Below are 25,315 nucleotides of genomic sequence, written 5' to 3'. Positions count from 1 at the left end.
ATGAGGCAGCGCCGACCCGGGAGCAGGGGGGTGTCGACCGGGTCGGCGCTGGTGAGAGCAACACTAGGGCCTCTCGCCCGCTCGCGCCACGCAGACGCGAAATCTGCCGTTGAAAGATGGATCACCCTCGCTGCCGAGGTGCGACGAAGGAGCCTCGAGACCACCCCCTCGTCGGTCAAGGTGCGACGAAGGAGCGTCGAGACCACCCCGTCGCTGGTCGAGGTGCGACGAAGGAGCCTCGAGACCACCCCTCGTGGCCTCGAGGCTCAGGCCTGGCGGCCTTCGCACCTCGACCACCAAAGCCCCCCTTCGCTGGTCGAGGTGCCCGCGCGCACGACGAAGGGGGACCACCCTCGCGGGTGGTCCCCCTTCGGCAGAGGTGGTGCGGGAGGTCAGGCGCTGATCTGGGCCATGATCTCGCGCATGAGGGCCGCGGTCTCGGACGGCGTCTTGCCGACCTTGACCCCGGCGGCCTCGAGGGCCTCCTTCTTCGCGGCGGCCGTGCCCGAGGAGCCCGAGACGATGGCGCCGGCGTGGCCCATCGTCTTGCCCTCGGGAGCGGTGAAGCCCGCGACGTAGCCGACGACCGGCTTGGTGACGTGCTCGGCGATGTAGGCCGCGGCACGCTCCTCGGCGTCGCCGCCGATCTCGCCGATCATGACGATCGCGTCGGTGTCGGGGTCGGCCTCGAAGGCCTCGAGGCAGTCGATGTGCGTCGTCCCGATGACCGGGTCGCCGCCGATGCCGACCGCCGAGGAGAAGCCGAACTCCTTGAGCTCGTACATCATCTGGTAGGTCAGCGTGCCCGACTTCGAGACCAGGCCGATGCGGCCCGGGCCGGCGATGTCGGCCGGGATGATGCCGGCGTTGGACTGACCGGGGCTGATCAGGCCGGGGCAGTTCGGGCCGATGATCCGGGTGCCCTTGCCGAGGCTGTAGTTGTAGAACTCCGCGGAGTCCTTGACCGCGATGCCCTCGGTGATGACGACGGCCAGGCCGATGCCGGCGTCGATCGCCTCGACGACGGCGGACTTGGCGAAGGCCGGGGGCACGAAGACGACGGTGACGTCGGCGCCGGTGGCCTCCATCGCCTCGGCGACGGAGCCGAAGACGGGGACCTGCTTGCCCTCGGGGAAGTCGACGGTCTGGCCGGCCTTGCGCGGGTTGACGCCGCCGACGACGTTCGTGCCGGAGGCGAGCATGCGCGTCGTGTGCTTCATGCCCTCGGAGCCGGTCATGCCCTGGACGACGACCTTGGAGTCAGCGGTGAGGAAGATTGCCATTTGAGTCTCTTCGTCCTTACTTGGCGGCCAGCTCGGCGGCCTTGCGGGCCGCGCCGTCCATGGTCTCTTCGATGGTCACGAGGGGGTGGTCGAAGTCGGCGAGGATCTGCCGACCCTCGACGACGTTGTTGCCGTCCAGACGCACGACGAGCGGCTTGGTCGCCGAGTCGCCGAGGGTCTTCAGCGCGCCGACGATGCCGTTGGCGACCGCGTCGCACGCGGTGATGCCGCCGAAGACGTTGACGAAGACGGACTTGACCTGCTCGTCGCCGAGGATGACGTCGAGGCCGTTGGCCATGACCTCCGCGGAGGCGCCGCCGCCGATGTCGAGGAAGTTGGCCGGCTTGCTCGCGCCGCCGGTGTGGTCCTCCCCGGCGTAGGCGACGACGTCGAGGGTCGACATGACCAGGCCCGCGCCGTTGCCGATGATGCCGACGTTGCCGTCGAGCTTGACGTAGTTGAGACCCATCGCCGCGGCCTTGGCCTCGAGCGGGTCGGCGGCGTCCTTGTCCTCGAGCTCGGCGTGGCCGGGCTGGCGGAAGTCGGCGTTGCCGTCGAGGGTCACCTTGCCGTCGAGGGCGACGATGTTGCCGTCCTCGTCCTTGACGAGGGGGTTGACCTCGACGAGGGTCGCGTCCTCCTCGCGGTAGACGGTCCACAGCGACTTGAGGACCTCGGCGACCTTGGGGGCCGTCTCGGCGTCGAAGCCGGCGGCCTGCACGATCTCGGTGGCCTTCGCGTCGTCGATGCCGACGTTGGGGTCGACGGCGATCTTCGCCAGCGCCTCGGGGCGCTCCTCGGCGAGCTGCTCTATCTCCATGCCGCCCTCGACAGAGCACATGGCGAGGTAGCGGCGGTTCGCGCGGTCGAGCAGGATCGAGAAGTAGTACTCCTCGGCGATCTTCGCGCCCTGGGCGATCATCACCTTCTTCACGGTGTGGCCCTTGATGTCCATCCCGAGGATCGCCTGCGCGTGGACCTCGGCCTCTTGCGCGGTCTTGGCGACCTTGACGCCACCGGCCTTGCCTCGGCCACCGGTCTTGACCTGGGCCTTGACCACGGTGACGCCGCCGCTGCGGGCGCCGATCTGCTCGGCCGCGGCCAGGGCCTCCGCCGGGGTGGTGGCCACGGCGCCGGCCAGGACCGGGACACCGTGCTTCTCGAACACGTCACGTGCTTGGTACTCGAAGAGATCCACGAGCGTTATCCGTCCTCTTTCTCGGGCACAGGGGCATGGCTGTCGCACATGCCCCACGGGTGTAGTCCCGGAGCCTAGACCTCCCGCCGTCACCCGGGCACGCCCGGTCCTGCGGGTGGGACGCAGGCCCCGGCGAAGGGGGCGCCCACCCCCGTCGTCGGCCCGACCGCACGAGGACGCACGAAAACCCTCGACACACAAGGCCATCGGGGCAGGTCAGACGGTTACTGTCGATCTCGTCATGGAGCCGCAGCCACGCCTCGTCACGCACGAGCCGAGCACCCCGCCGACATCCGGGGATCTCGGGTCGTACGTCGTCGAGCGTGCCCGCGCCCTGGCCAGCCCGCACGCCGTCCTGGGGTCGATGGTCGAGGCGATGTGGGGGCTGAGCCATCTCGCGGTCTACCCGCTCGGGGCGCTCGCGCCGCGGCGGGGCGGAGCCGGTCATCGCTACCGCATGGAGCACCTCACCCCGCTCCAGCGCGGCATGGTCGTCTCCGGTGTGGCCGAGAGCGGCACGCCGATCCTCCTCATCCACGGGATGGTCGACAACCACTCGATCTTCGCGCTGCTGCGACGGGGTCTGCAGCGGCGCGGCTTCAGCCGGGTCTACTCGATGAACTACTCGGTGCGCACGTCCGACGTGCGCACCGCCGCGGCACAGCTGGCCGCGGAGATCGAGCAGATCTGCGAGGAGACCGGGTACGAGCGGATCCACGTCGTCGCGCACAGCCTCGGTGGGCTGATCGCGCGCTACTACGTGACCCGTCTCGGTGGTGACGACCGAGTGCACACGGTCGTCACCCTCGGCTCCCCCCACCAGGGCACGCACATGGCCCGCCTGCTCCCGCTGCGGATCGCCCGCCAGCTGCGGCCGGGCAGCCCCCTCTTCGAGGAGCTCGACCGACCGGTCCCGGGGTGCACGACGCGCTTCGTGTGCTTCTGGTCCGACACCGACGAGGCCGTGCTCCCGGCCCACCACGCCCAGCTGCGACACCCCGACCTCGCGGTGACCGACGTCCCCCTCACCGGCGTCGGCCACCTGTCCCTGCCGATCCTGCCCAGCGTGGCCCACCGGATCTCCACGACCCTGACCCAGCTCGACAACGACGGAGCGCCCACCGCGTCAGTGACCTCGATCACCCCGGCCTAGCGCCGACAACCGCATATCGCCACTCGCACGGGTCCTCGCGGACTCGGGCCAGCCGCTGTCCACAGCCCGAGTTTTGTGTAACGAAGTGGTCACGCTAGGCTCGCCGAGATTTGTCCGCGACCCCCTGCGAGGACTTTCTCGATGTCAAGCTATTCCGGGCGCCACCGCACGCCCACCCGCGCCGAGCGACGCGCCGCCACCGGCCGTCGTCGCCTCCCCAAGGCCTTCGGTGCCGGATACGCCCTGCCCACCGCCGCTGCCGCGACGCTCGTCGTGACCGCCGGCGGAGCGACCGCAGCCCAGAGCACCGCGCTCGCCTCGGGCACGGCCGTCAGCGCCTTCACGGCCCCGGCTGCCCAGCACAGCGAGGCGCTCGCCGACCCGGCGCTCGCCGAGCGCTCGAAGGGCGAGGTCGCCCAGACCGTCGCCGGCTACACCGACCTGGCGCAGCGACGCCAGGAGAGCAGCCAGTCCGTGGCCGAGGGCCAGGGGCGGGCGCAGGAGCGCCAGCGCGTCGCCCGCGACAAGAAGCGCAAGGAGCTGGCCGCGCAGAAGCGCGAGGCCGCGAAGCAGCGTGCCGCAGAGAAGAAGGCCGCGGCCAAGGAGCTCGGCGTCTCCACCGAGGACGTCACGGTCGACGCCGCGGGCACCCCCGCCGTGGCCGACGGCGCCTGGGTCCTGCCGCTGACCAACCCCGTCTTCACCTCCGGCTTCGGCCCCCGCTGGGGTCGCATGCACGCTGGTGACGACTTCGGCGTGCCGATCGGCACCCCGCTGCGCGCGATGAGCAACGGCGAGGTCGTCTTCGCCGGGCAGCAGAGCGGCTACGGCACGATGGTCGACATCCGCTACAGCGACGGCACGATCTCGCGCTACGGCCACATGAGCAGCCTCCAGGTCACCGTGGGCCAGAAGGTCTCCGCGGGCGAGCAGGTCGGCCTGTCCGGCAACTCGGGCCGCTCGACCGGGCCCCACCTGCACCTCGAGATCCACCCGGGCGGTGGCGAGCCCGTCGCGCCGCGCTCCTGGCTGGCCGCCAAGGGTCTGACCTACTGATCCGACCCGTCCACGGGGTCGTGGGCATGAGAGAGGGCCGCACCGATGACGGGTGCGGCCCTCTCTCGCGCCCAGGGACGGACGTGCCCGTCGCAGGTCTCAGGCGGGGCTCGACGCCGCCGCCGCGATGACGGCGGCGAGCTCGTCCGGGCGGCTCCACATCGGCCAGTGACCGGTCGGCAGGTCGAGGACGTCGACGGTCGTCAGCCGGGCGACGTCGGCGAACATCGGGTGCCCGCCACGTGCCAGCTCGAGCACCTGCGCGCTCGCGATCGAGCAGCACACGAGGGTGGTCGGCACGTCGTGCCGGTCGTCGTGCGTGAGCTCGACCGCCTGGCGGAGCACCGGGGCCGGCTCGGGCACCGCCCTGGCCCGGAAGGTGTCGAGCACCTCCGGGCTCAGGCCCTTGAGGCTCGCCTGCTCGGCGAGGACGGCGAAGGGGGGCAGCTCCAGCTCCTCGACCCCCGGCGGCGGGTACGGGATGGCGGCCGGCGCGTCGCTCGCGCCCGTCAGCCTGTCGCCGGCACAGGCGGTGGCGCTCATGGCCGCCGTGTCCGCCGCCCCGGACGCCCCGTACGCAGATCTCGCCGCGGCGGGGGTCCGCAAGATCGTCGACGTGCTCGACCCCCGGACCCGGGCGCGGTCCCTCGAGCTGGCCGGCCGCGTGTGGGTCGATGCGCCCCCTCCCCCTCCCGGCGGGTCAGGTCGGCGCTGGAGGAGGCGATGGCCGAGCAGCGGGTCGTCCGCATCCGGTACACGTCGGCACAGGGGGTCACGACGACGCGTGACGTCGAGCCCGTGCTCTTCGCGTCCACCGGCGGCCGGTGGCACCTCGTGGCCTGGTGCCGGACCCGCGACGCGATGCGGTGGTTCACCGTGTCGCGGGTCGTGTCGGCCACCGTGACGAGGACCCCGTGCACCGGCCACACCGTCGCCGAGGTCGGCGAGCCCCCGCCGCACGCCCGTCCGGTCCACGGCGGCGGGTGAGAGCCGCTGGGACGACCCGTCGTCCTCGACGCCCGGGTCTAGAGCTTGGTGAGCGGCGCGTAGCGCAGGAGCAGGCGCTTGACGCCGGTCTCGCCCCCGAAGTCGACGTGCGCCATCGACTTCTCGCCCTCGCCCTCGACCCGCACGACGGTGCCGAGCCCGAAGGCGTCGTGCGTCACCCGGTCTCCGGCGTCGAGCGCGATGACCGGTCGGTTGCCCGGCGAGCGCACGCCGGGACGGGCGGCGAGCCGGGCCACGGCGGGCTCGCCGCGGCGCGCGACCGGTGAGGTCGGCCCCGTGCGCTCCCACTCGAGGAGCTCCTCGGGGATCTCGGCGAGGAATCGTGAGGCGGGGTTGTACTGCGGGGTGCCGAAGGCCGAGCGGACGCTCGCCCGCGACAGGTGGAGCCGCTCGCGGGCGCGGGTGATGCCGACGTAGGCCAGACGCCGCTCCTCCTCGAGCTCGCTCGCCTTGCCCAGGCTGCGCATGTGCGGGAAGGTCCCGTCCTCCATGCCGGTGAGGAAGACGACGGGGAACTCGAGCCCCTTCGCCGTGTGGAGGGTCATGAGGGTGATGACCCCTCGGTCCTCCACCTCGCCGTCGGGCTGGTCGGGGATCTCGTCGGCGTCGGCGACGAGGCTGACCTGCTCGAGGAAGTCGTCGAGGCTGATCTCCTCGCCGGTGGCGACCCGGGTCGCGTCGAACTCGCGGGCGACGGCGACGAGCTCGGCGAGGTTCTCCAGCCGGGTCTCGTCCTGCGGGTCACGGCTGGCGCGCAGCTCGTCGACGTAGCCGGAGCGCTCGAGGACCTCCGTCAGCAGGTCGCCGACTCCCTCGCCGCTCTCGCGCACGCCCTGCAGCCCCTCGAGCAACGAGGTGAAGCCGCGGATCGCGGTGAGCGAGCGGGTGACGAGTCCCGGCGCGTCCTCGGCGCGGCCGAGGGCTGCGACGAAGGGGATCCGCTCGCGCTCGGCGAGCTGGGAGACCGCGGCCTCCGCCCGGTCGCCGATGCCGCGCTTCGGCACGTTGAGGATGCGGCGCAGGTTGACGGTGTCGGTCGGGTTGGCGATGACGCGCAGGTAGGCGAGCGCGTCCTTGATCTCGCGCCGCTCGTAGAAGCGCGTGCCGCCGACGACCTTGTAGGGCAGGCCGACGCGGACGAAGACCTCCTCGATGGCGCGCGACTGCGCGTTGGTGCGGTAGAAGACCGCGACGTCGCCGGGCTTGACCCCGTGCTCGTCGGAGAGGGTGTCGATCCGCGTCGCGATGAAGGACGCCTCGTCGTGCTCGTTGTCCGCGACGTAGCCGACGATCGCGTCGCCCGCACCGGACTCGGTCCACAGCCGCTTGGGGCGGCGCGACTCGTTGCGCTCGATGACGGCGTTCGCCGCGCGCAGGATCGTCTCCGTCGAGCGGTAGTTCTGCTCGAGCAGGATCGTGCGGGCGTCGGGGTAGTCCTGCTCGAACTCGGCGATGTTGCGGATCGTCGCGCCGCGGAAGGCGTAGATGGACTGGTCGGCGTCGCCGACGACGACGAGCTCGCTCTGGCCGACCGCGTGCTCGGCCGGCTCGTGGTCGGGGCTGCCGCCGACGAGGGTGCGGATGAGCATGTACTGCGCGTGGTTGGTGTCCTGGTACTCGTCGACCATGACGTGGCGGAAGCGACGCCGGTAGTGCTCGGCGACGTCGGGGAAGGCCTGGAGGATGCCGACCGTCGTCATGATGATGTCGTCGAAGTCGAGCGCGTTGGCCTCGCGCAGGCGCCGCTGGTAGGCGGTGTAGACCTCGGAGAGCACCTGCTCCTGGTGCGTGCCGCCGGGCGCCTCGTCGTGCTCGCTGCCGACCCGGCGGGCGAAGTCCTCCTCGTCGACGAGCTCGTTCTTGAGGTTGCTGATCTGGTGGCCGAAGGAGCGCGGCGGGTAGCGCTTGGAGTCGAGGTCGAGGTCGCGCATGACGAGCGCGATGAGGCGCTGGCTGTCGGCGGCGTCGTAGATCGAGAAGCTGCTGCGCATCCCGACCTTCGTCGCCTCGCGGCGCAGGATGCGCACGCACGCCGAGTGGAAGGTCATGACCCACATCGCCTTGGCACGCGGGCCGACGAGGTCCTCGACCCGCTCGCGCATCTCGGCGGCGGCCTTGTTGGTGAAGGTGATGGCGAGGACCTGGCCCGGCTGGACCCCGCGGGCTGCCAGCAGGTGGGCGATGCGGTGCGTGAGCACGCGGGTCTTGCCCGAGCCCGCGCCGGCGATGATGAGCAGCGGGGAGCCCTCGTGGAGCACGGCCTCACGCTGCTGCGGGTTGAGCCCCTCGAGCAGCTCGTCGGGGTCGCGCCCGCCGGGGTGGGCGGGGTGCGTCCCCGCCCGGGCCGGGCCCTCGTCGGTCATCGCCCAGGTGGGCACGCCGGAGTCGGTCACGGCGGTGGACCAGTCGCCGGGGATCGCGTCGGGGAGGTCGTCGAAGAGGCTGCTCATCTCGGGTCCAACCCTACGTCGCGGCGCGGACAGCCCCGCCCACCGCGGGCGGGCGGGGCTCCCCCTTCGCCCTAGGGCCTGCGGACGGGCAGGCCCGCCTCGAGCCACGCGTCGAAGCCGCCGACGACATCGGCCGCGCGGTGGATGCCGACCTCGCGCAGGGTCTGCGCGGCCAGCGATGACGCGTAGCCCTGCTGGCACAGGACGAGCACCCGCAGGTCGGTCGACGCGATCGGCAGGCTGGCGCCCGAGGTGGGGTCGAGACGCCACTCGAGGACGTTGCGGTCGATGACGACCGAGCCCGGCCCTTCCGGCAGCTCGCCGGTGGTCTCGCGCTGCGAGACCGGCCGGATGTCGACGACGACGGCGCCGTCCTCGACCTCGCGCCAGGCCTCCTCGGGAGTCACCCGGTCGATCTGGGCCCGGGCGGCCTCGAGCCGCCCCTCGATGCCGGGGGTGCTCACCACGCCTCCCGGCGCTCGACACCGGCCGGGCGCAGCCGGCCGTCGACGAGGTCGTAGTGGGTCATCTGCTCCAGGGACGGCGAGTACGCGTGGATGCTCACGGCCTCATCCTCGCCGAGGTTGACGACGTCGTGGACGTGAGAGGCCCCGAAGGCGCGCCCGTCTCCGGCGCCGAGGCGCTCCTCCTGCACCTGGGCGACGCGGGTGCGCTCGGTGAGCGCGCCCCGCACGACGGTGAAGGCGCCGACCGCGCTGCCGTGGTCGTGCCAGCCGGTCGAGGTGCCGGGGGGCCAGCGGATGAGCCAGACCTGCAGGTGCGGGGCGCCCGCGAGCTGGAGCCAGGTGCGCTCGTGGGGGTCGGCGTCGGGGCGCGCGGTCGCCTCGTCGGCGATGCCGGGGCGGCCGGCGAAGAGCCGCGCGAGGCGCAGCAGCTGGACGGGGGTGAGGTCGCGGGCGTCGGCCGCGAGATCAGCGGTGGTGCTGGGGACGGGCATGGTCTCTCCTGGGGTGCGAGGTGTGCGGGCGGGGGCGAGGCCCCGGACACATCGAGGCGGAGAGGCGCATGAGGTCGACGTGCCGGCGTCGGTGCAGCGGCGTCGTCGAGGTCATGCCCCGATCCCACCACCCATCTCCTACCAAGTCAGTAGGCGTTCCGCATCGTGGACGCACCCTTCGCCGCCACCGAGCACGCCGCGGCTCCTACGCTGCCCCCATGGCCAAGGGAGAGCACGGCGAGGACGTCCATCTCGAGGTCGGCGGGCGCGACGTGCGCATCTCCTCGCCGCAACGGGTGTACTTCCCCGAGACGGGCGCGACGAAGCTCGACCTCGCGCAGTACTACGTCGCGGTCGGCGACGGCATCCTGCGGGCGCTGCGGGAGCGGCCGACGATGCTCCACCGCTTCCCGAAGGGGGTGTCGGGCGCGAAGGTGCACCAGAAGCGGCTGCCCCAGGGGGCGCCGCCGTGGGTGGAGACCGTGCGCCTGCACTTCCCGCGCTACGGCCTGCACGCCGACGAGCTGTGCCCGACCGAGCTGGCGCAGATCGTCTGGGCGGTGCAGATGAGCACCGTCGAGCTGCACCCGTGGAACGTGCGCCGCGCCGACGTCGACCGTCCTGACGAGTGGCGCATCGACCTCGACCCGATGCCCGAGGCCGGGCTGGACCGGGTGCGTGAGGTGGCCGGCGTCGTCCACGAGGTGCTCGACGAGCTCGGCATCGTCGGCTACCCGAAGACCTCGGGCGGCGGCGGGCTGCACGTATACGTGCGCGTCGAGCCGCGGTGGGTGTTCGGCGAGGTGCGGCGCGCGGCGCTCGCCTTCGCCCGTGAGGTCGAGCGGCGCGCGCCCCAGCTCGTGACGACGACGTGGTGGCGCAAGGACCGCGACCCCTCCGCCGTCTTCGTCGACTACAACCAGAACGCGAGGGACCACACGATCGCCGCCGCGTACTCCGTGCGCGGCAACGCCCGGGCGACGGTCTCGACCCCGATCACGTGGGACGAGATCACCGACGTGGAGCCGCAGGAGTGCACCATCGCGACCGTGCCGGCCCGCTTCGCCGAGCTCGGCGACCTCCACGCCGGCATCGACGACGTCGCCCACGACCTCACCCCGCTCCTCGAGTGGGCCGAGCGCGACGAGGCCGCGGGCGAGCAGGTGCCGCCCGACCCGGACGAGGACGACGCGTGACCCTCCTCCCCCACCCGGTGACGGGTGCCCCCTTCGCCAGCCCGGTCCCGCCGGGCACCGGCTGGCCCGGCGACCCGGCGACCGCGCAGACGCCCGTCGCGCGCACGGCGGCCGGCGTGCGCCGGCTCGCGGCGACGCCCGACCCGGCCGAGCTGGCTGCCCGGATCACCGTGTGCCGTGCGTGCCCCCGGCTCGTCGACTGGCGCGAGGAGGTCGCGACGACCAAGCGCGCCGCCTTCGCCGACCAGCCGTACTGGGGCCGCCCGGTGCCCGGGCTCGGCCCGCTCGACGCCCGGGTGCTCGTCGTCGGGCTCGCGCCCGCGGCGCACGGCGCCAACCGCACGGGGCGCAACTTCACCGGGGACCGCTCCGGCGACTGGCTCTACGCCGCGCTGCACCGCGCGGGCTACGCGAGCCATCCGCAGTCGTGGGCCGCCGGGGACGGCCTCGAGCTCACCGGCGTGCGCATCGTCGCGCCCGTGCGCTGCGCCCCGCCGGCGAACAAGCCGACCGGCGAGGAGCGGGCGACCTGCGCGCCGTGGTTCGAGGCCAGCCTGCGCATCAGCGAGCCACACGTCGAGGCGATCCTGTGCCTCGGCTCGATCGGCTGGGACGCGACCGTCACCGCGCTGCGCGGCGCCGGGTGGCAGGTGCCGCGGCCCAAGCCACGGTTCGGGCACGGCGCCCGCGCGGCCGTCGTAACCCCGTCCGGCCGACCCGTCGAGCTCGTCGGCTGCTACCACGTGAGCCAGCAGAACACCTTCACCGGGAGGCTGACGCAGGACATGCTCGACGACGTCCTCGCGTCTCTGCCAGGGTGAGCAGCATGACCGACATCCGTGCCCTCGTCGCCACGTCCACCGGTGGGGGCGACGTCCTCGCCGTCGAGTCCCGGCTCGAGCCCTCCCCCGGACCCGGCGAGGTCGCCGTGCAGGTCGCGGCCGTCGGGGTGAACTTCATCGACGTCTACCAGCGCGAAGGGGTCTACCCGACGCAGACCCCCTTCGTCATCGGCAACGAGGGGGCAGGCGTCGTGCGCTCCGTCGGCGACGGGGTCCACGACCTCACCCCCGGCGACCGGGTGGCGTGGCCCTTCACCCTCGGCTCGGCCGCCGAGGTCACCGTGCTCCCGGCGGCGCGGGTCGTCCCGGTGCCCGACGGCGTCGACCTCGAGATCGCCGCCGCCGCCCTGCTCCAGGGGCTCACCGCGCACTTCCTCACCCGCTCGACCTTCGAGGTCCGGCCGGGCACGCTCGCTCTCGTGCACGCCGCAGCCGGCGGCGTCGGCCGCCTCCTCGTGCAGATGATCACCGACCTCGGCGGCACGGTCATCGCCACCGCGGGCGGCCCGGAGAAGTGCGAGATCGCCCGCGGCCTCGGCGCACGGGAGGTCGTCGACTACCGCGAGGCGAAGGGGGACGACCTCGCCTCCGAGATCGAGGGCGCCGCCCACCGCCTCGGTCGGGAGGACGGCGTCGACGTCGCCTACGACGGGGTCGGGGCCGCGACCTTCGACGCCTCGCTGGCCTCGCTGCGACCGCGAGGGCTCATGGTGCTCTTCGGCGGGGCGAGCGGCCAGGTGCCCCCCTTCGACATCCAGCGCCTCAACTCCGGCGGCTCGCTCTTCCTCACCCGCCCGACCCTCGCCCACCACATCGCGACGACCGAGGAGCTGCGCGGCCGCGCCGCCGAGCTGCTCGGCGCCGTCGCCGAGGGCCGGCTCGACGTGCACGTCGGCGGCCGCTACTCCTGGGACGACGCCGCGAGCGCCTACGCCGACCTCGAGGGCCGGCGCAGCACCGGCAAGCTGCTCCTGCTCCCCTGAGTCCCAGCACGCAGACGGGGACGAGATGCCGGGGGCGTCAGCGCTCCCCGATGACGAGGCACAGTCCGACGCGCGCGGTCACCAGAGGAAGGCGACGAGCGCGTTGACCACGGTGAGACCGGCCGCGGCGAGCATGAGCGGGCGGTGGCTCTCGCCACGGCGGGCGCGCGCGTTCGCGATCTCGGCGCAGGCGACGACGGCGAGCGCCACGAGCAGCTTCACGCCGATCTTCGTGTGGTTCAGGCTCGCGTCCTGCATCTCGAGGACGCCGACGAGCAGGAGCCCGATGAGCAGCTGGACCCGGGCAGCCCACACCTGGGTCGTGCGCCCGAGGGCCGCGACGAAGGGGGAGAGCACGATCGCCACCATCGCGATCATGTGCAGGACGTAGAGGACGAGGCGCAGGGCTTCCATGCCGCGGAGTTTACGGGCCGGGGGTATCGCCGAGGTGCCCGGCCTCGCGCAGCAGGAGCACGGTCGGCACGAGGCGCAAGGCGTCGACCTCGTCGAGCGGCACCCACCGGGCGTCAGCCGTCGAGCCGCCCACGTCGTGCACGACCGGGGCGCTCGGCGCGGCCACCCGGGCCCGGTAGACCAGGCGCACGGCGTGGAAGTCCTCGAGCGCACCGCTCGGCGCCCGCCCCACCCAGTGCTGCGTCTGCACGTCGAGCAGCCCGCCGATCTCGGCGTCCTGGCCGCTCTCCTCCCACACCTCGCGCACGAGCCCGGCGACCGGGTCCTCGCCGGGGTCGAGCCCGCCGCCGGGCAGGGTCCAGCGGCCGGGGGCGGCGTGCACCCGCGACGAGAGCTGGGTGAGCAGGAGCGCGCCCCCCTCGACGACGACGGCGTAGGCGGCGACCCGCTGGTGCGGCACGACCTCCTCGCCCGGTGCGAGGTCGAGACCGGCGTCGAGCGGCGCGACCGCCGGCACGAAAGGGGTGACCTCGCCACGACGGGCGGTCACCTCGATCTCGACGGTCTCGGGCTCGCCCGCCGGTCGGCTCGCGCCGAGCCAGCGCGGGTCGTGCCACCCCACCGCTGCGAGCGCGGCCCGCGGGTCCTCGCCGTGGCGAAGGGGGACGAGCGCGGTCGGGTCGCACTCGTCGAGCAGACCGGACGCTCCCCCGCCGTCGGCGCAGACCCGCAGCAGCACCCTGCTCATCGCGCCCCCGCCCGCTCGTACTCCGCGAGCACCTCGGGCAGGACGTGCGACCACACCTGCCGCGGCGGGGTGGTCCGGTTGTGCGCCGCCATCCGCGCGCGCAGGGCGTCGTCGGTGACGAGGCGGGCGACGGCACGCGTCAGCCCCGCGTCGTCGGGCACGAGCAGACCGGACACGCCGTCGTCGACGACGTCGTCCACCCCCGAGCCACCCATCGCGACGACGGGCAGCCCGGCGGCGCGGGCCTCGAGCACCGCGATGCCGAAGGCCTCGAGCCGGGTCGGCGCGAGGTAGCCGTCGGCGTCGGCGTAGAGCGCGCGCAGGTCCTCGCGGGGCAGCCGCCCGCGCACGACGACCTGTCCGGTGGGCAGCTCCGCGGCCCGGCGCTCGAGCCGGTCGCGCAGCGGGCCGTCACCGACGACCTCGAGCCGCGCCCGGTCCCCCAGCCCCGCGGCGACGAAGGCGTCGACGAGCTCGAGGGGCCGCTTGCGCGGGGCCAGCCGCATCGTCGAGACGAGCCGGACCGGCCCCCCGTCGCCCGCCGCCGACCCCCCGTCGCCCGCCGTCGACCCCCCTTCGCCGCCGGCTACCACGCCGTACTGGTCGTCATCGCGACCAGTACTGCGTGGTAGGTGGGGGCGCCACCGGTCGAGGTCGATCGCGTTGGGGAGCACCGCCACCTGCGTGCCCGCGGGTGCGGCCGCGCGCACCTGGCCCGCGGCGAAGGTCGACACCGCCGACAGCACCGCTCCCCGCCCGGTCCACCGTGCGAGCACCCCCGACGCGCGGTACAGCGCCGTCGCCCGGTGCAGCACGCAGTGCCACGTGATCGCCGTCGGCAGCCCGAGACCCGTGCTCACCCGAGCCGCGTCCCACGCGAAGGGGCTGACCACCCCCACGTGCACGTGCGCCACGTCGAAGCTCCCCGCCGCCAGCCGGCGGCGCAGCTCGGGCACCGCGAAGGGGTTGACCGGCACCCGCAGCAGCGGCTCGGCGAGGCGGTGCACCCGCACCGGGCCCTCCTCGACGTCGCCGCGGGACTGACCCGCCGCGCCCGTCGTCGCCGTGAAGACCTCGACCTCGTGACCGTCGTCGACGAGATGCGCGGCGAGGTCGGCGACCTGCGACTCGATGCCCCCGACACGCGGGGGGTAGCAGTCGGTGAGCAGGGCGACCTTCACGGGTGCCAGGGTGCCACGGCCGGGTGTGGGAGGGTGTGGCCGATGACCTCGCAGCCCGCAGGCGGGGGCGGCCGCACGATCGTCGCCCTCCACGCCCATCCCGACGACGAGGCCCTCCTCACCGCCGGCACGATGGCCCGCGCGGCCGCCGAGGGCCACCGCGTCGTCCTCGTCGTCGCCACCGACGGGGCGCAGGGGCTGGCCGACGCCTCGGCCTACGGCGCGAAGGGGGACCACCTCGCCGCCACCCGGAGCCGCGAGCTCGCCGCGAGCGCCCGCGCGCTGGGCGTCGCCCGTGTCGTCGAGCTCGGCTACGCCGACTCCGGCAGCGACCCGCAGATGGAGCCCGACCCCGCGGGGGCCACCCGCTTCGCCCGGGTACCCGTCGAGGAGGCCGCCGAGCGTGTAGCCGAGGTGCTGCTCGAGGAGCGCGCCGACGTCCTGCTCACCTACGACCGCCACGGCGGCTACGGCCACCGCGACCACGTCCACGTCCACCACGTCGGTGCCGCCGCGGCGCAGCGCTACCGCGAGGCGAGCGGGCTCCCCCTTCGCGTCCTCGAGGCGACGGTCCCCCGCGACACGATCTGCCGGGCCCTCGACCTCGTCGGGCACGTCTACCGCTTCCCCGAGGCCTTCGACCGCGCGTCCTTCGACCGGGCCTACTCGGCCCGCTCCGAGATCACCCACCGCATCTCCGTGCGCTCCCACATCCGCGCGAAGCGGGCCTCCATGCGCGCCCACGCGAGCCAGACGAGCGGCTCCGCCGGCGACGCCCGGACGCTCGGGATGCTGCTGCGCATCCCCCGCCCGCTCTACGACCTCGTCTTCGGCCGCGAGTGGTACCGCGACCCGGCCCTGCCCGCGGGCTCCCCCGTGCGCCGCGACCTCCTCGCCGACGTCGAGGCCGGCTCATGACGACCCAGGCCCCCGACCGCCGCCGCGTCCTCGTGCGCCGCGGGCTGCAGGTCACCCTCGGTCTCGGGCTCGCCGCCGTCATGCTCGTGTGGGGCCTGCCCCACTTCGCCAAGACGAGCTGGTCGGAGGTCTTCTCGGTGCTCGGCACCGTGCCGGCGACCTCCGCCCTGATCTACGTCGCCCTCGTCCTCGCCGGCCTGTACTGCTACACCTTCGTCATGGTCGGCGCGATGCCCGGCCTGAGCCACGGACGTGCGCTCGTGCTCAACCTGTGCGGCTCGTCGGTGAGCAACCTCCTGCCCGGCGGCGGCGCCGTCGGCCTCGCCGCGACGTACACGATCGCGAAGTCGTGGGGCTTCTCCGCCGCCCGCGTCACGACGATGGCCGTCGTCACGGGCGTGTGGAACGTCCTCACCCGCGCCGCCCTGCCCGTCGTCGCGATCGCCGGGCTGTCCGTCGGCGCCACGGACCTGCCGACCTCGATGCGCGAGGCGTCCTGGGCGGCGATCGTCACCGGCGTCGTCGTCCTCGCGGTCTTCGCCCTCGCCGTCGCGACCGACCGAGGGGCCGCGCTCGTCGGCTCGGCCGTCGACCGCGCCATCCGCGTCGTGCGGCGTCGGCACGCCGACCAGGTCGAGCGGGCCGCGCGCGACCTGCGCTCACGCATCGCCGAGACGTTGCGCACCGGCTGGCTGTCGATGACCCTCGGCATGGTCGGCTTCTTCGGGCTGTACTACGTGCTCTTCCTGCTCGTCACGCGCGCGACGGGCGTCGACCTGCCCTTCGGCCAGCTCTTCGCCGCGTACGCCATCGGGCGTCTGCTCACGGCCGTCGGCGTCACCCCCGGCGGCCTCGGGGTCACCGAGACCGGCACGGCCGCCGCCCTCGTCGCGTGGGGCGCCGACCCCGCCGCCGCGATGGCCGGCGTCGTGCTCTTCTCCGTCTTCACCCACCTCATGGAGGTGCCGCTCGGGGCCATCGGGTGGCTCGCGTGGACGGTCATGCCGCGCCGGGCGAGCACCGCCGACGACGACCTCGAGCCGGTCGCCTAGCCGACGAGGCGGCGGACCTGGCGCTGCTGGGCCTCGCGTGCCGTCGAGTCGTCGAGCGTCTCGGGCACGAAGGGGGACCCCGTCGCGTGCTCGGCGGCCCACCCGACGAGCGTGTCGGCGAGGACCGGGTTCGCGGGCAGGATCGGCCCGTGCAGGTAGGAGCCGATGACGTGCCCGGTGATCGCGCCCTCGGTGCCGTCGGAGCCGTTGTTGCCCAGACCGCTGCGCACCCGCCCGAAGGGGGCCTGGCCGGGCCCGAGGGTCGTCGAGCCGGAGTGGTTCTCGTAGCCGACGACGTCGCCGTGGTCGGTGCTCAGCACGACGGGGCCGATCATCCGCTTCGCGTTGCCCTGGGTCGTGACGTCGAGGATGCCCAGCCCGGGCAGGCGCTGCCCGTCCACGGTGATGAAGGCGTTGCCGAAGAGCTGGTACATGCCGCAGATCATGAGCATCGGCACGCCCTGGTCGGCGAGCTCGCGCAGCCGGTCGGCGATCCGCTCGAGGTCGTCCTCGACGGTCACCTGACCGGAGTCCTGCCCGCCGCCGCCGACGACGAGGTCGACGCGCTCCGGGAAGGGCCGGCCCGGGTGGTGCTGGTGGACGACCGGCACGTAGCCGTGCCGCCGGATCCGGGCGGCGAGGCAGCGGGTGTTGCCGAGGTCGCCGTAGATGCTCATCTCGCGCGGGTAGAGGTGGACGAGGTGGATCTCGCCCTTGCCCTCCCCGCCGGGGTCCGCCGGCAGCGACGAGCCGAGGGGCTCGCCGAGGATGGTGACGTCGAGATCGCTCATGCCTGACCTGCCTCGGGTGCGTCGGTGCCCATCTCGGGCACGTCGTAGCGCTCGCCGAGCATCCGGCGCAGGGCGAGCATCGCCGTGTACGTGCAGAAGACCCGCTTGGGCTCGTCGCGGTGCTCGGCGAGGAAGGTGCTCAGCCCCTCCTCGAGATCCGTGAGGGTCCGGCCCACCTCGACGTCGTCGTACTCGAGCCGCAGGGCCATGTCCCAGCCGCGCACACCCGAGGTGAGCGCCACCCCCTTCGCCCGCAGCGGGGTGAAGTCGACGTCGTAGAGCCACGAGACGTCGCGGCCGTCGGCGTAGTCGTCGTTGATCGCGATCATCGACGCGACGGGCGTCGAGCCGTACGTGCCCAGCGCGACGGTGAAGCCCGCGGGGTTCTTGACGAGCACGAGCTCGAGCGGCTGGCCGTCGGCGTCGATGACCTCGCCGCGGCCGAAGGGGGGAGCCACCGTGCGCAGCGCGTGCAGGGTCGCGTCCTCGCGGAAGTCGTCGCCGAGGAGCATCCGGGCGGTCGTCGTCGCGGCGGTCGCGTTGATCATCGCGGCGAGCCCGCGCTGCTTGAGGGTGACCGGTCCGAGGACGCCGCCCTCGTGCTCCTCGCCCCAGCGCACGAGCAGCTGCTGCTCGTCGATCGGGGCGAGCAGGCCGTCGAGCGGCCCGGCCAGCGGCGGGGTGTAGGCGTCCTGGGCCCGGACGTCCTGCTCCTGCAGCTCGCCGAGCCGCGCGGCGATGCTCTCGTCGAGCCCGAACCACCTCACCTGCACGCCGTCGGCGAGCTCGGCGGCGATCCGGTTGACGTAGGAGTCGTCGCGGTTGAGCACGACGCCGGTCGTCGTCATGCCGGCGAGCTCGGTGAGCAGCCGCGCGGTGTGGTCGATCTCGGCGAAGCGGTCGAGCTGGTCGCGGGCGACGTTGAGCAGCAGGGCGTGGCTCGGGGCGACCGCCCGCGCGAAGTGCAGCGCGTGGGCCTCGTCGAGCTCGAGCACGGCGAGGTCGGCCTCGAGCCGGCCGCGCAGGGGCAGCTCCTCGAGCATCGCCGAGATGACGCCGCGGGTGAAGTTCGAGCCGGTGGGGTTGGTGAAGACGGTGCGCCCGTGGGCCCGCAGGAGCGCGACGAGCATCTTCGTCGTCGTCGTCTTGCCGTTCGTCCCGCTGACGACGACGACGCCGTCGCGCACCCCGGCGAGGGCGTGAGCGAGGAAGCCGGGGTCGACCCGCTCGGCGACGAGGCCGGGCAGCGCCGAGCCCCCGGACCCACCGCCCCTGATGCGGGCGGCGGTACGCGCGGCCTTGCCGGCGATGACGGCGGCGGTCGTCCTCAGCACGCGGTCAGTCTAGGAGGCGGGCCGGACGCCCGTGCGGCGCACCGGGGTCCGCGCGCCCGTGTCGCGCCCGGTCGGGTCACGAAGCACTGCGGTCAGGAGGCACGGCGGTCAGGAGGCACTGCGGTCGGAGAAGCCGTCGGAGCGCTCCTGCGGCGAGCGCTGCGCGATCTCCTCCATCACCGCGTCGGTGATCGCCCGGTAGAGCCGGGTCTTCACGTGCTGGCGCTTGAGGCTCGCGACGTCGACCGGCGGGCCGAAGCGGACCGTCACCCGGTGCGGTCGCAGCCCGCGCGCGCCGACCGGCTGCACGCGGTCGGTCCCGACGAGGGTGCACGGCACGACGACGGCGTCGGTCGCGTCCGCGAGCCGGCCGACCCCGGTCTTGCCCTTGTGCAGGCGGCCGTCGCGGCTGCGCGTGCCCTCGGGGTAGATGCCGAAGGCACCGCCGGAGCGCAGGTGCTCCTCGGCGACCTCGAGCGACCGGGCGGCAGCCCGGGGGTCGTCGCGGTCGACCGGGATCATCCCGGCGAACTCGCCGAACCACAGCCGCTTGAGCCATCCCTTCGCCCCGGTGCCCTCGACGTACTCGGCCTTGCCGAGGAAGCCGACCTTGCGGCCCGCGGCGAGCGGGATGACCATCGAGTCGACGAAGCTGAGGTGGTTGCTCGCGATGATGACGGCGCCGGTGGCGGGCACGTGCTCGCGCCCCTCGACGCGCATCCGCAGGTAGGCCTTGAGCGGCGGCCCGACGAGCACCTTGCGCAGGATCACCTCGGCGACGTGGGTCGGCAGGTTGGCGGGCATGCGGCCAGGGTAGTCACCTAGGGTCGGGCCCATGTCGAGCCTTCCGCCCGTGGGACCGCCTCCGCCGCAGCAGCCCCCGCACCACCACCCCGGGCCGCCCGCCCCGCCGCCCCAGCACCACCAGGCCCCGCACCACCCGTCCGGCCCTCCCGCTCCCCAGCCGCCCCACGGCGGCGCGGTCATGCCGGTGCACGGCGAGCACGCCCGGACCATGGCGCCCCCACCCGGCTACGGCGCGCTCCTCGTCACCCTCCAGGGCAACGCGCTGACGACCGGTCTCACCCCGGCGGTCCACGTCGACGGGCACCGCGTGAGCGGCGCCTTCGGGGCGACGCTGTACCCCCTTCGCCCGGGCCGTCACCGCGTCGACGTGCACACCCAGTGGCTGCGTCGCTACGGCCAGGCCGGCATGGAGGTCGACGTCCGCGAGGGCCAGGTCGTCCCCGTCTTCTACGCCGTGCCGTGGCACCAGTTCACGACGGGCTCCATCGGGCACGAGACGCAGAAGCGCAAGGGCGTCGGCGTCCTCGTCGCGATGCTCGCCGTCGTCGTCCTCGTCGTCGCGCTCTGCGTCGGCGGCCCGATCCTGCTCAGCTGAGCGAAGGGGGACCCGCCTCGCCCGTCGGGTCGGCGGGCGGGGCGTCGAGCCCGGCCGCGCTGCGCGCGACCCAGCCGTCCCAGTCGGTGCCGAGGTCGGCGCCCACTCCCCCGCGGTAGCGCACGGCCCCCCCGCCGATGTCGCCGACGACGACCGACCCCTCGGGCTGCACGTGCACCATGAGCGACTCGGTCTCGCCGTCCGGGCCCGGGAAGCGCACGAGGTTGCCGATGTGGCGGGTCCGGGTGAGGAAGCCCAGCTCGTCGCCGTCGCGGCGGGCCGCGGCCCCCAGCTCGGCCTCGGTGAGGAGCACGTCGACGTCGGGCGCGGCGGCCTGCGCCGCCCCGTCGGGCAGCTGGAAGCGGCCGAGGTAGACCTCGCGCTCCGCGGCGTCGAGACGCACGAGGCTCACGAGGTGGAAGCCGTGCGTCGTGACGACCTCGCGGCACCACAGGTCGTCCTCGACGTGCCGCAGGAGGTACCACGTCTCGCCCATCGAGCCCACGACGCGCAGCGACAGACGGATCTCGCGCGAACGCAGGGCGAGCGCCGCGACCACCTGGTCGTCGAGCACGACGTGACCGACCGCGTCCTCGCCCGTCGTGTCGAGCTCGACGTCGACCGCGTCCCGGGCGGCGGCGGAGCGCAGCGCCCCGAGCGCGGCCGCCTGCTGGGCCTCCCCGGTGAGGTTGGCGAACCACAGCCCGTGGGGAGTGGAGTCAGCCGGCTCGTCGCAGTAGGCGTAGAGCTCCTCGTCGGTGAGCACCGCGAGGTCGACCGGCTCGTCGCCGGCCCGGGCGAGCGCGACCACCGCCGCCACGGCCTCGTCGGTGCTGGTGGTCTCGCTGGTGAGGGTCATGGCGTCCTTCGGGTCGGTCACGGCCACGGCAGGGGGTTGGGCAGGGAGGGCAGCGGGATCGGGTTCGTCGCGACGTCCTTGATCGTGTCCCACGTGCCGCTGGCGATCTCCGACGGCGACGGGCCGGGCAGGTCGAAGTCCGTGTCGGGCAGCAGGTCGGCGAGGACGAGCGGGTTCATCGGTGCCATGAGGCCGACACGGCCGATCCGGATGACGTCCTCGGAGATCCCCGTCTGCTCCGCGAGCCAGCCGTCGAGCTTGGGCATGTGCTCGTGGCGCAGCTGCTCGAGCGTCAGCCCGACCGAGACGAGCGTGCCGTAGGGCGGGAAGAAGGCGGCGACCGACGAGCCGCCGCCGAGGATCACCTTGTTCCAGATCTCGTGGGGGTTGGCCCTGCCGTTCCACGCGTCGGAGAAGACGCCCTTCATCTCCCACAGCGCGACACCGGCGCCGACATAGGGCAGCGCCTTGAGGAACTTCGCACCGATGCCGAGCACGGGGAGCAGCGAGCGACCGAGCGGCACGAGCTTCGGCGCCCACTTGGCGACGAAGCGGCTGATGACGCCACCGGTCGCGGCGAGCCAGGCCTTGAACTTCGGGGAGATCTCGCGGAAGGCGTCGACGAGGTCGGCGGCGATCATCGAGAACTTCACGTCGAGGTTGTTGAAGACGCCGGTGATGCCGTCGAGCACCCCGGTGACGAGGTCGCGGACCGGCTGGGTGACGCGGTCCAGCGCGTCCCAGATGCGGTCGAGGAGCGACTGGCCCTGCCCGGTGCGACCCGGCGGGAGGGGCGGCAGCGGGAGCGGGACGGGCGGCGTCGGCGCACCGGGGGCTCGACCCCCGATCGAGGCGGACGCGTCGTCCTGGTCCTCGGCCTGGTCGTCGAGGCGCTGCCCGTAGTCGCGCATCGCCTGACCCGCGTGGGTGAGGCGCGGCACGGTCGCACGCCAGGAGCGCTGGAAGTGCTCGAGGTCGGGCCCGGCCCACACGTCGTCGAGCACGTCGACCCGGGTCTGGCCCTCCTGGCGCACGTCCTCGACCCTCGACCCGAGATCCATGAGCTGCGTGGCGATCGAGCGCACCCGCTCGACGTCCATCCCCTCGGTGACCGTCATCTGCATCCCCCTGCCCGTCGCGTCGGCGGCTGCGCCCCTGTCTGCTCGAAGGCTAGGGGCGCGACGAGCCGCGCGACCATGGGGAGCACTGCCCTCCTGCCCCGATACGCTCACCGCCCATGACAGCTCATCCGCGGCCGGGCAGCACCGTCGTCGTGCATGCCGTGAGCGGGGCGAGCGGGGGCCAGGTGCGCTGCCGCGTCGACGGCCACGAGGTGCAGCTGCTGCCGAGCGTCGGCAGCGGGTCGAGCACCCTCGTGCCGGTCGCGCCGGGTCAGCACACGATCTCCTGCTACGGCATCTACCAGCTCGTCGCGCGCTACGGCGAGGCCGAGCTCGTCATCGACGTCCCGCCGGGCGGGCAGGTCGACGTGCACTACGCGCTGCCCCGGACCTCGGAGGCGAAGGGGATGATCGGCCTGGTCCCGCAGCAGCGCTCGGCGGCACCGCACGCGCGGACGGTCCTGACGAACGTCGCGATGGCGGTCGTCGTCGTCCTCGTGTGCGGCGGCGGCGCCGCGCTGTGGCAGCTGCTGCAGGACCGGGCCTAGACCCGGCGCGGCGCCGCGCTCACTCCCACTCGATGGTGCCCGGCGGCTTGCTCGTGACGTCGAGGACGACCCGGTTGACCTCTTCGACCTCGTTGGTGATGCGGGTGGAGATCTGGGCGAGCACGTCGTAGGGGACGCGGGTCCAGTCGGCGGTCATCGCGTCCTCGGAGGAGACCGGACGCAGGACGACCGGGTGGCCGTAGGTCCGGCCGTCGCCCTGGACGCCGACGGAGCGCACGTCGGCGAGCAGCACGACGGGGCACTGCCAGATCTCCTTGTCGAGACCGGCCTGCGTCAGCTCCTCGCGGGCGATCGCGTCGGCCCGACGCAGGATGTCGAGGTTGGTCTCGGTGACCTCGCCGATGATGCGGATGCCCAGACCGGGCCCGGGGAAGGGCTGGCGGTCGACGATCGGGTCGGGGACGCCGAGCTCGCGGCCGACCTGGCGCACCTCGTCCTTGAAGAGCGCGCGCAGCGGCTCGACGAGGCTGAACTGCAGGTCGTCGGGCAGCCCGCCGACGTTGTGGTGGCTCTTGATGTTCGCCGCGCCCGAGCCGCCGCCGGACTCGACGACGTCGGGGTAGAGCGTGCCCTGGACGAGCCACTTCACGGGGTGCTCGGCGTCTCCGCGGTCCTCGACGACGTCGCGGGCGGCCTGCTCGAAGACCCGGATGAACTCTCGGCCGATGATCTTGCGCTTCGCCTCGGGCTCGGTGACCCCGGCGAGGGCACCGAGGAACTGCTCCTTGGCGTCGACGACGACGAGGTCGACCCCCGTCGCCGCGACGAACTCCTGCTCGACCTGCTCGGCCTCGCCCTGGCGCAGCAGGCCGTGGTCGACGAAGACGCACGTCAGCTGGTCGCCGACGGCGCGCTGGACGAGCGCGGCCGCGACGGAGGAGTCGACACCACCGGAGAGCGCGCACAGCACGCGGTCCTCGCCGACCTGCTCGCGGATCGCCGCGACCTGGTCGTCGACGACGTTGCTGGCGGTCCAGTCGGCGGAGAGACCGGCGCCGCGCAGGAGGAAGTTCTCGAGGACTCGCTGCCCGAAGGTCGAGTGCATGACCTCGGGGTGCCACTGCACGCCGTAGAGACGGCGCTCGTCGTCCTCGAAGGCGGCGACGGGGGCGCCGGAGGTCGTCGCGGTGACCCGCATGCCCTCGGGCGCCTCGATGACCGAGTCGCCGTGGCTCATCCACACCGACTGGTCCTCGGGCTGGCCGTTGAAGAGCGTGGACTCGCGGTCGGCGATGCGCGCCCGGGTGCTGCCGTACTCGCGCAGCCCGGTGCGCTCGACGGTCCCGCCGAGGGCCTGGACCATCGACTGGAAGCCGTAGCACATGCCGAAGACGGGGACCCCGGCCTCGAGCAGCTCGGCCTGCAGCTCGGGCGCGCCCTCCTCGTACACCGAGCTCGGGCCGCCCGAGAGGATGATCGCGGCCGGCTCCTTCGCGAGGAGGTCGGCGGCGCTCGTCTCGTGGGGGACGACCTCGCTGTAGACCTTCGCCTCACGCACCCGACGGGCGATGAGCTGGGCGTACTGGGCGCCGAAGTCGACGACGAGGACAGGGTGCTGCTTCAGCGATTCCGTCACGCGCCCAGGTTACCGGGGCGAGAGGGTGCGTCTCGCGCCCCCTTCGCCCGCTCGTCCACCCGAAGGGGGTGTGCTCAGCTGGTGAGTGGCGCGACCTCGCGCACGACGCGGCGCTCCTCGACGAAGGCGACGAAGGGGATGCACGCGAGGAGGAGGATCGCGACCATCCGCCCGATCCCCCAGCCCACCTTGAGACCGAGGTTGGCCGTCGCCGCGGCGAAGACCATGAAGATCAGGCCGTGGACGGGGCTCCACCACGTGAGCACGTCGTTGCCCATGCCGTACTTGAGGACCATCTCGAGGATGAGGACGAACATCGCCAGACCGGCGACGATCGCGCTCACCCGGAAGAAGGACAGCGCGCTCGCGACCTGGCGGGGGCTCGCCCCGGTGCCGGTCCTGCTCGTCTGGGTCATGACTCTCCTGTCTGCACGACCGCGCGCTCCTGCGCGGGCGTCTCGTCGCGTCGGGCCTCCTGACGCATCATCCGCCACCACATCCAGATGACGAAGGCGGCGATGACGTACCACTGGGCCGCATAGCTGGCGTTGCGCCAGTCCAGCGAGGTGTCGGGCAGGGGCGGGGGCACCCGCTCCAGCCCGTCGGGCGGGGTGGCGACGGACCCGTCGCGCTCGTCGACGACGAAGCCGAAGCCGTTGTACAGCTCGCCCGGCCAGTCGTTGACGAGGGCGGCGAGATCGACGGTCGAGGCGGTGCCGGGGGCGAGCCCGGTCGCGGTGTCGGGGGCCTCGCCCGGGGCGAGCGAGGCGACGACGTCGACGGTGCCGGTCGGGGGCGCCGGGGGCTCCTCCCCCTTCGGCAGCCAGCCGCGCACGACGGGCAGGTTGGCCCCGGTCTGCTCGACGACGAGCCGCTCGACGGCCCAGCCGCCCTCGCGCCCGTCGAGCAGCCGGCCGACGACGACGAAGCCGCTGCCGGGCTCGTACTCGCCGGTGACGTCGACGCGCTGGCCGGACCCGTCGTCGGGGAAGCCCTCGTGGGGCGCGATGACGTCGGCGATCGGCTCGACGGGACGCTCCTGCACCTCGCGCACGGCCTCCTCGCGGGCCCGGTCGTGGGCGACGGCCCACTGCCAGCGCCCGGCGGTCACGGCGAGCGCGGCACCGAGGAGCGCGAGGACCAGCAGACCCAGCCACTTCGGGCGGGTCGCGGTCCTGAGCACCCGCCCAGGTTACGTCCCGCCCCTGAGGGCTCCCTGCACG

Annotated in this window: 26 protein-coding genes and 2 pseudogenes; 10 read left to right on the top strand and 18 right to left on the bottom strand. The window is 73.5% G+C overall.

Annotated features, from left to right (window positions below):
* Positions 1 to 392: 392 nt before the first annotated feature.
* Together sucD and sucC are read right to left on the bottom strand one after the other, a co-directional pair.
* Positions 393 to 1,283 carry a succinate--CoA ligase subunit alpha gene (gene sucD, locus EEW87_RS16480; RefSeq protein ID WP_068273342.1) on the bottom strand — a complete coding sequence of 297 codons (891 nt, stop codon included), beginning with the start codon at positions 1,281 to 1,283 and terminating at the stop codon, positions 393 to 395.
* A gap of 16 nt (positions 1,284 to 1,299) precedes the next feature.
* Positions 1,300 to 2,481 carry an ADP-forming succinate--CoA ligase subunit beta gene (gene sucC / locus EEW87_RS16475; protein ID WP_068273341.1) on the bottom strand — a complete coding sequence of 394 codons (1,182 nt, stop codon included), beginning with the start codon at positions 2,479 to 2,481 and terminating at the stop codon, positions 1,300 to 1,302.
* Positions 2,482 to 2,722: 241 nt separating this feature from the next.
* Here sucC and EEW87_RS17195 point away from each other — a divergent pair, with 241 nt between their 5' ends.
* Positions 2,723 to 3,634 (top strand): esterase/lipase family protein, encoded by a 912-nt coding sequence (locus EEW87_RS17195; protein WP_191564101.1) that lies wholly within the window; start codon positions 2,723 to 2,725, stop codon positions 3,632 to 3,634.
* A 141-nt stretch (positions 3,635 to 3,775) separates the two neighbouring features.
* Positions 3,776 to 4,690, top strand: a complete 915-nt coding sequence (locus EEW87_RS16465; protein ID WP_123091183.1) for a M23 family metallopeptidase — start codon at positions 3,776 to 3,778, stop codon at positions 4,688 to 4,690.
* Positions 4,691 to 4,789: 99 nt separating this feature from the next.
* On the opposite strand, the pseudogene EEW87_RS16460 reads toward EEW87_RS16465, so the two are convergent.
* Positions 4,790 to 5,161: pseudogene (locus EEW87_RS16460) on the bottom strand (alpha/beta fold hydrolase); the annotation flags it as partial.
* On the opposite strand from EEW87_RS16460, the pseudogene EEW87_RS16455 reads away from it, so the two are divergent.
* A pseudogene (locus tag EEW87_RS16455) lies at positions 5,097 to 5,677 on the top strand (helix-turn-helix transcriptional regulator). The pseudogenes EEW87_RS16460 and EEW87_RS16455 overlap by 65 nt on opposite strands.
* 38 nt (positions 5,678 to 5,715) lie before the next feature.
* On the opposite strand, the gene pcrA reads toward EEW87_RS16455, so the two are convergent.
* The 4 genes from pcrA to EEW87_RS17280 form a co-directional block, all read right to left on the bottom strand.
* Positions 5,716 to 8,148: a DNA helicase PcrA gene (pcrA, locus tag EEW87_RS16450; protein ID WP_123091184.1), complete on the bottom strand. Its 2,433-nt coding sequence runs from the start codon at positions 8,146 to 8,148 to the stop codon at positions 5,716 to 5,718.
* A 71-nt stretch (positions 8,149 to 8,219) separates the two neighbouring features.
* Positions 8,220 to 8,612 (bottom strand): rhodanese-like domain-containing protein, encoded by a 393-nt coding sequence (locus tag EEW87_RS16445; protein WP_068274254.1) that lies wholly within the window; start codon positions 8,610 to 8,612, stop codon positions 8,220 to 8,222.
* Complete coding sequence (locus tag EEW87_RS16440) at positions 8,609 to 9,106, bottom strand: cupin domain-containing protein (RefSeq protein ID WP_123091185.1); 498 nt, start codon at positions 9,104 to 9,106, stop codon at positions 8,609 to 8,611. Before EEW87_RS16440 ends, EEW87_RS16445 begins: the two co-directional genes overlap by 4 nt.
* Entirely contained in the window at positions 9,081 to 9,221 is a 141-nt protein-coding gene (locus EEW87_RS17280; protein ID WP_404812360.1) for a putative leader peptide, read from the bottom strand. Before EEW87_RS17280 ends, EEW87_RS16440 begins: the two co-directional genes overlap by 26 nt.
* Positions 9,222 to 9,324: 103 nt before the next feature.
* On the opposite strand from EEW87_RS17280, the gene ligD reads away from it, so the two are divergent.
* From ligD to EEW87_RS16425, 3 genes are read left to right on the top strand one after another with little or no spacing between them, the layout of a single operon-like run.
* Positions 9,325 to 10,302, top strand: coding sequence for a non-homologous end-joining DNA ligase (gene ligD / locus EEW87_RS16435; protein ID WP_123091186.1), 978 nt, complete (start codon positions 9,325 to 9,327; stop codon positions 10,300 to 10,302).
* Positions 10,299 to 11,123, top strand: a complete 825-nt coding sequence (locus EEW87_RS16430) for a uracil-DNA glycosylase (protein WP_123091187.1) — start codon at positions 10,299 to 10,301, stop codon at positions 11,121 to 11,123. Before ligD ends, EEW87_RS16430 begins: the two co-directional genes overlap by 4 nt.
* Before the next feature lie 5 nt (positions 11,124 to 11,128).
* Positions 11,129 to 12,127 (top strand): quinone oxidoreductase family protein, encoded by a 999-nt coding sequence (locus EEW87_RS16425; protein WP_123091553.1) that lies wholly within the window; start codon positions 11,129 to 11,131, stop codon positions 12,125 to 12,127.
* Positions 12,128 to 12,205: 78 nt separating this feature from the next.
* Here EEW87_RS16425 and EEW87_RS16420 read toward each other — a convergent pair whose 3' ends face one another.
* Genes EEW87_RS16420 through EEW87_RS16410 form a run of 3 tightly spaced genes read right to left on the bottom strand, consistent with a single transcriptional unit; the run spans position 12,206 to position 14,470 of the window.
* A complete protein-coding gene (locus tag EEW87_RS16420; RefSeq protein ID WP_068273328.1) occupies positions 12,206 to 12,541 on the bottom strand; it encodes a hypothetical protein in 336 nt (111 codons plus the stop codon).
* A gap of 10 nt (positions 12,542 to 12,551) precedes the next feature.
* Positions 12,552 to 13,289 carry an NUDIX hydrolase gene (locus tag EEW87_RS16415; protein WP_192826135.1) on the bottom strand — a complete coding sequence of 246 codons (738 nt, stop codon included), beginning with the start codon at positions 13,287 to 13,289 and terminating at the stop codon, positions 12,552 to 12,554.
* A complete protein-coding gene (locus EEW87_RS16410) occupies positions 13,286 to 14,470 on the bottom strand; it encodes a glycosyltransferase family 4 protein (protein ID WP_240341621.1) in 1,185 nt (394 codons plus the stop codon). Before EEW87_RS16410 ends, EEW87_RS16415 begins: the two co-directional genes overlap by 4 nt.
* Before the next feature lie 42 nt (positions 14,471 to 14,512).
* On the opposite strand from EEW87_RS16410, the gene EEW87_RS16405 reads away from it, so the two are divergent.
* Complete coding sequence (locus tag EEW87_RS16405; RefSeq protein WP_123091556.1) at positions 14,513 to 15,388, top strand: PIG-L deacetylase family protein; 876 nt, start codon at positions 14,513 to 14,515, stop codon at positions 15,386 to 15,388.
* Positions 15,385 to 16,440 (top strand): lysylphosphatidylglycerol synthase transmembrane domain-containing protein, encoded by a 1,056-nt coding sequence (locus EEW87_RS16400; RefSeq protein ID WP_123091188.1) that lies wholly within the window; start codon positions 15,385 to 15,387, stop codon positions 16,438 to 16,440. Before EEW87_RS16405 ends, EEW87_RS16400 begins: the two co-directional genes overlap by 4 nt.
* Here the strand turns inward: EEW87_RS16400 and EEW87_RS16395 are convergent.
* The 3 genes from EEW87_RS16395 to EEW87_RS16385 all read right to left on the bottom strand — a co-directional run bounded on the left by EEW87_RS16395 (position 16,437) and on the right by EEW87_RS16385 (position 19,369).
* On the bottom strand, positions 16,437 to 17,231 hold the full coding sequence (locus tag EEW87_RS16395) for a type 1 glutamine amidotransferase (protein WP_083968532.1): 795 nt from the start codon (positions 17,229 to 17,231) through the stop codon (positions 16,437 to 16,439). The two genes, EEW87_RS16400 and EEW87_RS16395, sit on opposite strands and share 4 nt — an antisense overlap.
* Positions 17,228 to 18,565, bottom strand: a complete 1,338-nt coding sequence (locus tag EEW87_RS16390) for a Mur ligase family protein (RefSeq protein ID WP_123091189.1) — start codon at positions 18,563 to 18,565, stop codon at positions 17,228 to 17,230. The genes EEW87_RS16395 and EEW87_RS16390 overlap by 4 nt, the downstream gene beginning before the upstream one ends.
* A gap of 108 nt (positions 18,566 to 18,673) precedes the next feature.
* On the bottom strand, positions 18,674 to 19,369 hold the full coding sequence (locus EEW87_RS16385) for a lysophospholipid acyltransferase family protein (protein ID WP_068273315.1): 696 nt from the start codon (positions 19,367 to 19,369) through the stop codon (positions 18,674 to 18,676).
* Positions 19,370 to 19,418: 49 nt separating this feature from the next.
* Between EEW87_RS16385 and EEW87_RS16380 the strand changes: the two genes are divergently transcribed.
* Positions 19,419 to 19,967 (top strand): hypothetical protein, encoded by a 549-nt coding sequence (locus EEW87_RS16380; RefSeq protein WP_148041530.1) that lies wholly within the window; start codon positions 19,419 to 19,421, stop codon positions 19,965 to 19,967.
* Here EEW87_RS16380 and EEW87_RS16375 read toward each other — a convergent pair.
* Positions 19,960 to 20,826, bottom strand: a complete 867-nt coding sequence (locus tag EEW87_RS16375; protein ID WP_148041531.1) for a hypothetical protein — start codon at positions 20,824 to 20,826, stop codon at positions 19,960 to 19,962. The genes EEW87_RS16380 and EEW87_RS16375 overlap by 8 nt on opposite strands.
* Positions 20,827 to 20,843: 17 nt before the next feature.
* A complete protein-coding gene (locus EEW87_RS16370) occupies positions 20,844 to 21,944 on the bottom strand; it encodes a WXG100 family type VII secretion target (RefSeq protein ID WP_148041532.1) in 1,101 nt (366 codons plus the stop codon).
* A 119-nt stretch (positions 21,945 to 22,063) separates the two neighbouring features.
* Here EEW87_RS16370 and EEW87_RS16365 point away from each other — a divergent pair, with 119 nt between their 5' ends.
* Positions 22,064 to 22,495: a hypothetical protein gene (locus EEW87_RS16365; RefSeq protein WP_148041533.1), complete on the top strand. Its 432-nt coding sequence runs from the start codon at positions 22,064 to 22,066 to the stop codon at positions 22,493 to 22,495.
* Positions 22,496 to 22,514: 19 nt separating this feature from the next.
* Here the strand turns inward: EEW87_RS16365 and guaA are convergent, their stop codons facing one another.
* From guaA to EEW87_RS16350, 3 genes are all read right to left on the bottom strand, one after another.
* Complete coding sequence (gene guaA, locus EEW87_RS16360) at positions 22,515 to 24,092, bottom strand: glutamine-hydrolyzing GMP synthase (RefSeq protein ID WP_068273307.1); 1,578 nt, start codon at positions 24,090 to 24,092, stop codon at positions 22,515 to 22,517.
* Between the two features lie 74 nt (positions 24,093 to 24,166).
* A complete protein-coding gene (locus tag EEW87_RS16355) occupies positions 24,167 to 24,508 on the bottom strand; it encodes a DUF3817 domain-containing protein (protein ID WP_068273305.1) in 342 nt (113 codons plus the stop codon).
* Positions 24,505 to 25,275 carry an SURF1 family protein gene (locus tag EEW87_RS16350; protein ID WP_123091194.1) on the bottom strand — a complete coding sequence of 257 codons (771 nt, stop codon included), beginning with the start codon at positions 25,273 to 25,275 and terminating at the stop codon, positions 24,505 to 24,507. Before EEW87_RS16350 ends, EEW87_RS16355 begins: the two co-directional genes overlap by 4 nt.
* Between the last annotated feature and the right edge of the window lie 40 nt (positions 25,276 to 25,315).

This window comes from Janibacter melonis (genome assembly GCF_003721155.3).
In the GTDB taxonomy this organism is placed as follows: Bacteria; Actinomycetota; Actinomycetes; order Actinomycetales; family Dermatophilaceae; genus Marihabitans; species Marihabitans melonis.
The sequence above is the reverse complement of the archived record's forward strand: the minus strand, read 5'-3'. Positions and strand labels throughout refer to the sequence as shown.

Excerpts from the sequence above, each read along its gene's own strand:
- EEW87_RS16355 (WP_068273305.1), bottom strand. The coding sequence starts at position 24,508 with ATGACCCAGACGAGCAGGACCGGCACCGGGGCGAGCCCCCGCCAGGTC.
- sucD (WP_068273342.1), bottom strand. The coding sequence starts at position 1,283 with ATGGCAATCTTCCTCACCGCTGACTCCAAGGTCGTCGTCCAGGGCATG.
- EEW87_RS16400 (WP_123091188.1), top strand. The coding sequence starts at position 15,385 with ATGACGACCCAGGCCCCCGACCGCCGCCGCGTCCTCGTGCGCCGCGGG.
- EEW87_RS16370 (WP_148041532.1), bottom strand. The coding sequence starts at position 21,944 with ATGACGGTCACCGAGGGGATGGACGTCGAGCGGGTGCGCTCGATCGCC.
- EEW87_RS16365 (WP_148041533.1), top strand. The coding sequence starts at position 22,064 with ATGACAGCTCATCCGCGGCCGGGCAGCACCGTCGTCGTGCATGCCGTG.
- ligD (WP_123091186.1), top strand. The coding sequence starts at position 9,325 with ATGGCCAAGGGAGAGCACGGCGAGGACGTCCATCTCGAGGTCGGCGGG.
- EEW87_RS17195 (WP_191564101.1), top strand. The coding sequence starts at position 2,723 with ATGGAGCCGCAGCCACGCCTCGTCACGCACGAGCCGAGCACCCCGCCG.
- EEW87_RS16465 (WP_123091183.1), top strand. The coding sequence starts at position 3,776 with ATGTCAAGCTATTCCGGGCGCCACCGCACGCCCACCCGCGCCGAGCGA.
- EEW87_RS16425 (WP_123091553.1), top strand. The coding sequence starts at position 11,129 with ATGACCGACATCCGTGCCCTCGTCGCCACGTCCACCGGTGGGGGCGAC.
- EEW87_RS16395 (WP_083968532.1), bottom strand. The coding sequence starts at position 17,231 with ATGAGCGATCTCGACGTCACCATCCTCGGCGAGCCCCTCGGCTCGTCG.
- EEW87_RS17280 (WP_404812360.1), bottom strand. The coding sequence starts at position 9,221 with ATGACCTCGACGACGCCGCTGCACCGACGCCGGCACGTCGACCTCATG.
- EEW87_RS16385 (WP_068273315.1), bottom strand. The coding sequence starts at position 19,369 with ATGCCCGCCAACCTGCCGACCCACGTCGCCGAGGTGATCCTGCGCAAG.
- EEW87_RS16415 (WP_192826135.1), bottom strand. The coding sequence starts at position 13,289 with ATGAGCAGGGTGCTGCTGCGGGTCTGCGCCGACGGCGGGGGAGCGTCC.
- EEW87_RS16440 (WP_123091185.1), bottom strand. The coding sequence starts at position 9,106 with ATGCCCGTCCCCAGCACCACCGCTGATCTCGCGGCCGACGCCCGCGAC.
- EEW87_RS16420 (WP_068273328.1), bottom strand. The coding sequence starts at position 12,541 with ATGGAAGCCCTGCGCCTCGTCCTCTACGTCCTGCACATGATCGCGATG.
- EEW87_RS16375 (WP_148041531.1), bottom strand. The coding sequence starts at position 20,826 with ATGACCCTCACCAGCGAGACCACCAGCACCGACGAGGCCGTGGCGGCG.
- pcrA (WP_123091184.1), bottom strand. The coding sequence starts at position 8,148 with ATGAGCAGCCTCTTCGACGACCTCCCCGACGCGATCCCCGGCGACTGG.
- EEW87_RS16405 (WP_123091556.1), top strand. The coding sequence starts at position 14,513 with ATGACCTCGCAGCCCGCAGGCGGGGGCGGCCGCACGATCGTCGCCCTC.